The 5,309-nt window shown below is 42.3% G+C and carries 7 protein-coding genes and 1 other annotated feature; of the genes, 6 read left to right on the top strand and 1 reads right to left on the bottom strand.

Annotated features, from left to right (window positions below; all coding sequences use genetic code 11):
* The first annotated feature begins 132 nt into the window (after positions 1-132).
* The 4 genes from O3646_RS10765 (at position 133) to trpB (ending at position 3,930) form a co-directional block, all read left to right on the top strand.
* Complete coding sequence (locus O3646_RS10765; protein WP_155168802.1) at positions 133-708, top strand: YutD-like domain-containing protein; 576 nt, start codon at positions 133-135, stop codon at positions 706-708.
* Between the two features lie 6 nt (positions 709-714).
* Entirely contained in the window at positions 715-1,803 is a 1,089-nt protein-coding gene (gene rlmN, locus O3646_RS10770; protein WP_154358750.1) for a 23S rRNA (adenine(2503)-C(2))-methyltransferase RlmN, read from the top strand.
* On the top strand, positions 1,790-2,317 hold the full coding sequence (locus O3646_RS10775; RefSeq protein WP_155168804.1) for a VanZ family protein: 528 nt from the start codon (positions 1,790-1,792) through the stop codon (positions 2,315-2,317). Before rlmN ends, O3646_RS10775 begins: the two co-directional genes overlap by 14 nt.
* A 67-nt stretch (positions 2,318-2,384) precedes the next feature.
* Positions 2,385-2,620: a binding site (T-box leader), on the top strand.
* Between the two features lie 122 nt (positions 2,621-2,742).
* Positions 2,743-3,930, top strand: a complete 1,188-nt coding sequence (trpB, locus tag O3646_RS10780; protein WP_324737839.1) for a tryptophan synthase subunit beta — start codon at positions 2,743-2,745, stop codon at positions 3,928-3,930.
* 6 nt (positions 3,931-3,936) lie between these two features.
* Here trpB and O3646_RS10785 read toward each other — a convergent pair whose 3' ends face one another.
* On the bottom strand, positions 3,937-4,596 hold the full coding sequence (locus O3646_RS10785) for an A24 family peptidase (RefSeq protein WP_155168808.1): 660 nt from the start codon (positions 4,594-4,596) through the stop codon (positions 3,937-3,939).
* 87 nt (positions 4,597-4,683) lie between these two features.
* On the opposite strand from O3646_RS10785, the gene O3646_RS10790 reads away from it, so the two are divergent.
* Both O3646_RS10790 and O3646_RS10795 read left to right on the top strand, forming a co-directional pair.
* Complete coding sequence (locus O3646_RS10790) at positions 4,684-4,902, top strand: YqgQ family protein (RefSeq protein WP_003017930.1); 219 nt, start codon at positions 4,684-4,686, stop codon at positions 4,900-4,902.
* On the top strand, positions 4,902-5,285 hold the full coding sequence (locus O3646_RS10795; RefSeq protein WP_371610878.1) for a rhodanese-like domain-containing protein: 384 nt from the start codon (positions 4,902-4,904) through the stop codon (positions 5,283-5,285). Before O3646_RS10790 ends, O3646_RS10795 begins: the two co-directional genes overlap by 1 nt.
* Positions 5,286-5,309 lie beyond the last annotated feature (24 nt).

A 5,309-nucleotide genomic window follows, 5' to 3' on the forward strand; every position in this document is an offset into this window, starting at 1 on the left:
TACCGATTTCTGTCCCACTCTCTTTTTGCTCTCAAAGGAATTTCAACTCTTTTCTAGTCAAATCTGACGCAAGTCATCAAATTTATGATAGAATAAAGTGTTACAGTAAATAGATTTTGATGAAGGAACACTATGCGAAAAGAGATTGACCCTGAATTATATAATTACAATAAATTTCCTGGACCTGTGTTTCGTCAGGTAGGAGACCAGATCCTTTCAGAAAACCTCTCCTTTGAGCTATTGAAAAATGAGAAGGAAGCTTTTGATGCGACTGTTTTTGGTCAGCGATTTTCTGAGATTTTAACCAAGTTTGATTACATTGTTGGTGATTGGAGCAATGAGCAGTTGCGCTTGCGTGGCTTCTATAAGGAAGAGCGCGATGTTGCAACGATGGATAAACTAAGTCGCTTAGACGATTATTTGTTAGAATATTGTAGCTATGGTTGTGCTTATTTTGTCCTTGAAAATAAGGAACCTCATCGTGCTTCTTTTGATAAGAAATCACCGGTCAAAAAAGCTCAATCAGAAGAAAGAGATCCCAAAAAGCGTTCGCGCAATCGCAAACAAAAAGATCGTTTCCAAAAACGAGAACGCGACAAGGGACAACCAGCCAAAAACTCGAAAAAAACAAGACCGTCTGCTGAAAATAAAAAAACAACGAAGACAGACAACAAACGTCATTTTGTGATTCGGCAAAAAGAGGAGTAAGAAAGAATGAAACCATCCATTTATAGTTTAACACACCAAGATATGATTGATTGGGCGGAAGAAAACGGCGAAAAGAAATTCCGTGCAGCACAAATCTGGGAATGGCTCTATCGCAAACGCGTCCAGTCCTTCGAAGAAATGACCAATCTGTCCAAAGATTTAATTGCGAAGTTGAATGATCAGTTTGTTGTCAACCCACTCAAGCAACGGATCGTGCAAGAGTCAGCAGATGGAACGGTTAAGTATCTTTTTGAATTGCCAGACGGCATGTTGATTGAAACCGTCTTGATGCGTCAGCACTATGGTTTATCTGTCTGTGTAACAACTCAGGTAGGATGCAATATCGGTTGTACCTTCTGTGCTTCTGGTTTGATTAAAAAACAACGCGATTTGAACAATGGAGAAATCGTGTCTCAAATCATGTTGGTCCAAAAATACTTTGACGAACGTGGCCAAGATGAACGGGTCAGCCATATCGTTGTCATGGGGATCGGAGAACCATTTGACAACTATAACAATGTCTTGAAATTTATCCGGACAGTTAACGATGACAAGGGATTAGCGATTGGTGCTCGCCATATTACAGTGTCAACTTCTGGTTTGGCTCATAAAATTCGTGACTTTGCAAATGAAGGTGTGCAGGTCAATTTGGCAGTGTCCCTTCATGCTCCAAACAATGACTTGCGCTCTAGCATCATGAAGATCAACCGGGCCTTTCCAATTGAAAAATTGTTTGCGGCGATTGAATACTATATTGAGACTACGAACCGTCGGGTGACCTTTGAGTACATCATGCTCAATGAAGTCAATGATGGAGTCGAGCAAGCCTTAGAATTGGCAGAATTGCTTAAGAATATCAAGAAATTGTCTTATGTTAACTTGATTCCTTACAATCCTGTCAGTGAGCATGACCAATATAGCCGGAGTCCAAAAGAACGGGTCATGGCCTTCTATGATACCTTGAAAAAACAAGGTGTTAACTGTGTAGTGCGTCAAGAGCACGGTACAGATATTGATGCTGCCTGTGGCCAATTGCGTTCAAATACCATGAAACGGGACCGGGAGAAAGCGATTGTTGAACATGCGCAACCTTAAACAAGGGCTGATCGATCATACAGAACTAACAAAAAGAGGAAGAAGGCTGTTACGGAGTGGCAGCTTCTTCTATTTTATCCTTTTGTGTCTGATGTGTTTTTTGCCCCAACAGCCAGAGCCGGGTATGGAAACACCGGGTATTCAATATTTCGGTCGCATCGTCGTCCTGCTGGTTCCTCTTAATTCGGTGATGAACCTTGGTCAGATCACCAGTGTCCTCCAACTCATTATGGTCATTCTCCAAAATATAGCCAATATCTTTTTGTTAAGCCCGCTAGTCTTTCAACTTCTCTGGCTATGGCCCTGGTTGAGGAGTCGAAAACGGGTCTTGTGCTTCGGCTTTGCCATGAGCTTGTGGATTGAATGTAGCCAAGTTCTGTTAGATCTCTTGTTTGATGCCAATCGTGTCTTTGAGCTAGATGATTTGTGGACCAATACCTTAGGGGCTTATCTGGCTTATATAGGCTTTCAGTATTTCAGAGCACGATTGCTAGCAAAAAATGGTGAAATGTAAAATCCGAACATTTTAACCACTTTTTAAAATTTTTGTTGACAAAATCAGAAGCGGGAGCTATAATAGCTTCAAGACATCAGAAAAGTAGAGGTTTTTCTCACTTCCAGGGAGCTTGTGGTGATTGCGAACAAGCAGTGGTGAATCTTGAAATGGGCTGATGCGTTTATGATAATGAATTTGAAACAATAAAAATTCGGTGAGCACACCTTATCGTGCACCCTGTTGTTAGACAGGTCAGAGATGTAGGAGAAAGAATATCTTCCTACAATTGAGGTGGCACCGCGGTATCGAATCGTCCTCACACAGATTTTTCTGTGTGAGGTTTTTTTGTATCTCAAAGGAACCCAGTGAGACTGCAGCTCAAAGGGCCCGCGAGAGAAAAAGATCATAAACAGGATTGAAGATATAGAAAAGAGGACACAATCATGACAGAAACAAAAGGCTATTTCGGACAATTTGGTGGATCTTTCGTACCAGAACCCATTCAAAACTTGCTCAATCAATTAGAGGAAACCTTTGAACAGTATAAAAATGACCCAGAATTTATTGCAGAATACAAACATTATTTGAAAGACTATTCTGGACGCGAAACACCGCTCTACTTTGCAGAAAGTTTGACAGAGCATTTAGGTGGGGCAAAAATTTATTTGAAGCGCGAAGACTTGAATCACCTAGGTTCGCATAAATTAAATAACGTCTTGGGGCAAATCCTCTTGGCTAAACGCATGGGCAAAACGCGCGTGATTGCTGAAACAGGAGCAGGTCAACACGGTGTCGCTACAGCAGCTGCGGCAGCTAAATTTGGTATGGCCTGTGATGTCTACATGGGGGCAGAAGACGTGGAGCGTCAACGTCTCAATGTCTTCCGCATGGAAATGATGGGGGCAACCGTTCATGCGGTTGAAACAGGAACCAAGACCTTGAAAGACGCCGTTGATGCTGCTTTTGGAGCATGGATGGCGGATCTGGATGCCTTTTACGTTTTGGGTTCTGCTGTTGGACCTCACCCTTACCCAACCATTGTGCATGAATTCCAAAAAGTGATCAGTGAAGAGTCTAAACGTCAAATTTTGGAAAAAGAAGGTCGTTTGCCAGACTATGTGATTGCCTGTGTTGGTGGTGGCTCCAATGCCATCGGTGCCTTTTCTGAATATGTCGAAGAAGAGGAAGTCGGCTTGATTGGGGTAGAAGCAGCTGGTCATGGCTTGGATACCGATCAGCACGCCGCTACCATGACCAAAGGGACTGTAGGAGTTGTCGATGGTATGAAGACATATGCTGTTTTTGGCGAAGATGGAAAAGTAGCGCCAGTTTACTCGATTTCTGCTGGTTTGGACTACCCAGGGGTTGGTCCAGAGCATGCTTTCTTTAAAGATTCTGGTCGTGTCGAATATGTAGCAGCGACAGATGATGAAGCAGTAGAAGCTCTTCTTCTTCTCAGTAAGACAGAAGGGATCCTCCCAGCCATTGAAAGCTCACACGCGATTGCGGAAGCTGTCAAACGTGCTCCACAATTGGATAAAGACAAGATCATCATCATCAATGTTTCCGGACGTGGGGACAAGGACGTAGCTGCCATCGCTGATTATCTAGAAGCGAAGGCTACAAAATAAGCAATCTTATCTGCAAAACATTGTATAAAGCAGTAAAGCGTGATAACTGAGAAAGAGACAGGGAACAAAGGGAATCCGGTCTCTTTCTTTTTTGAGAGCAAAGAAGAGAATGCCTAAGATGGATGCGATCTGGATGAGAATGAGGATCTGGGTAGAAGAAAAGCTTAGCGAAAAGGTGGCGAGTAAGAGAAAATCTCCCGCCCCCATTCCAATAAAGAAAAAGTGGGCACCGATCGCAAGGAGTAAAAAGACCAGCATGAGGAGATTACTAGCGGATAAAAAGAGGACTAAGGCATGGAGACAACACCAGATGACCAAGGGGTATTCCATAAAGCGTAGGTCATAGATGGCTAAAATAGCAGATCCGAGTAACGTCAGAAGTTGAGGCAGAGAAAGAAAACCATTGGCACAGGCTAAGAAGATCAGGCCACTCCAGATCTCAAAAAGGCAGTACCAAAATGGGTAGGTCTGATGACAATAGCGACAGCGAAAACGATGCAGTAGTTGCGAGATAATGGGGATTAGATCCCAAACGCCAAGGACGTGCTGGCAGTGATCGCAATGACTGCGAGGAGCGAGAATGGATTGGTTTGGGAAGCGATCGATCACTAGTCCCAAAAAAGAGGCGAAACAAGTACCGATGGTAAAAAAATAAAAGTTGATCATACTTATTTATTCGTAAAGCAATCGAAAAATGTCATCATTTACTTGAAAATCTTGTAAAGCCTTTCTAAATTTGATACAATAATGAACATGAAAAACCTGTATGATGTTCAACAATTTTTAAAACGTTTTGGAATCATCATTTACGTAGGGAAGCGCCTCTATGACATCGAATTGATGAAAATTGAGCTTCAACGTCTTTATGATGCAGGCCTGATGGAGCGGCTTGATTATTTAGAAGCCGATACCGTTTTAAGAAGAGAGCACAAGCAAGAATTAGAATTTTTGAAAAAGAGTGAGGTAGAGTGATGGGAAATATCATTGTTTGGTTGGTTGTTTTAGGAGTAGTTGGATGGATGGCCTTTAATTATTTCCGCATCCGTAAAGCTGCTAAATTTGTGGACAATGCCGCTTTTGAAGAGTTGATTCGTAAAGGGCAGTTGATTGACTTGCGAGAGCCAGTTGAGTTTCATGCCAAGCATATCTTGGGTGCACGTAATATTCCTTCCAGTCAATTGAAGCTGAGTACAGGTGCCTTGCGCAAAGACAAACCGATTTTGCTCTATGAAAATAGCCGTAGTTCGCGTGTAACCAATGCGGCTCTCTATCTTAAGAAACAGGGCTATACAGACATTTATGTCTTGTCTTATGGTCTCGATTCTTGGAATGGGAAAGTGAAAAAAGACGCTTAATAAAAAGAGCTCTAACTGCACAAA

Origin of the sequence: Streptococcus sp. 27098_8_148 (assembly GCF_041432105.1) — a bacterium.
GTDB classification, from domain to species: Bacteria; Bacillota; Bacilli; order Lactobacillales; family Streptococcaceae; genus Streptococcus; species Streptococcus parasanguinis_AE.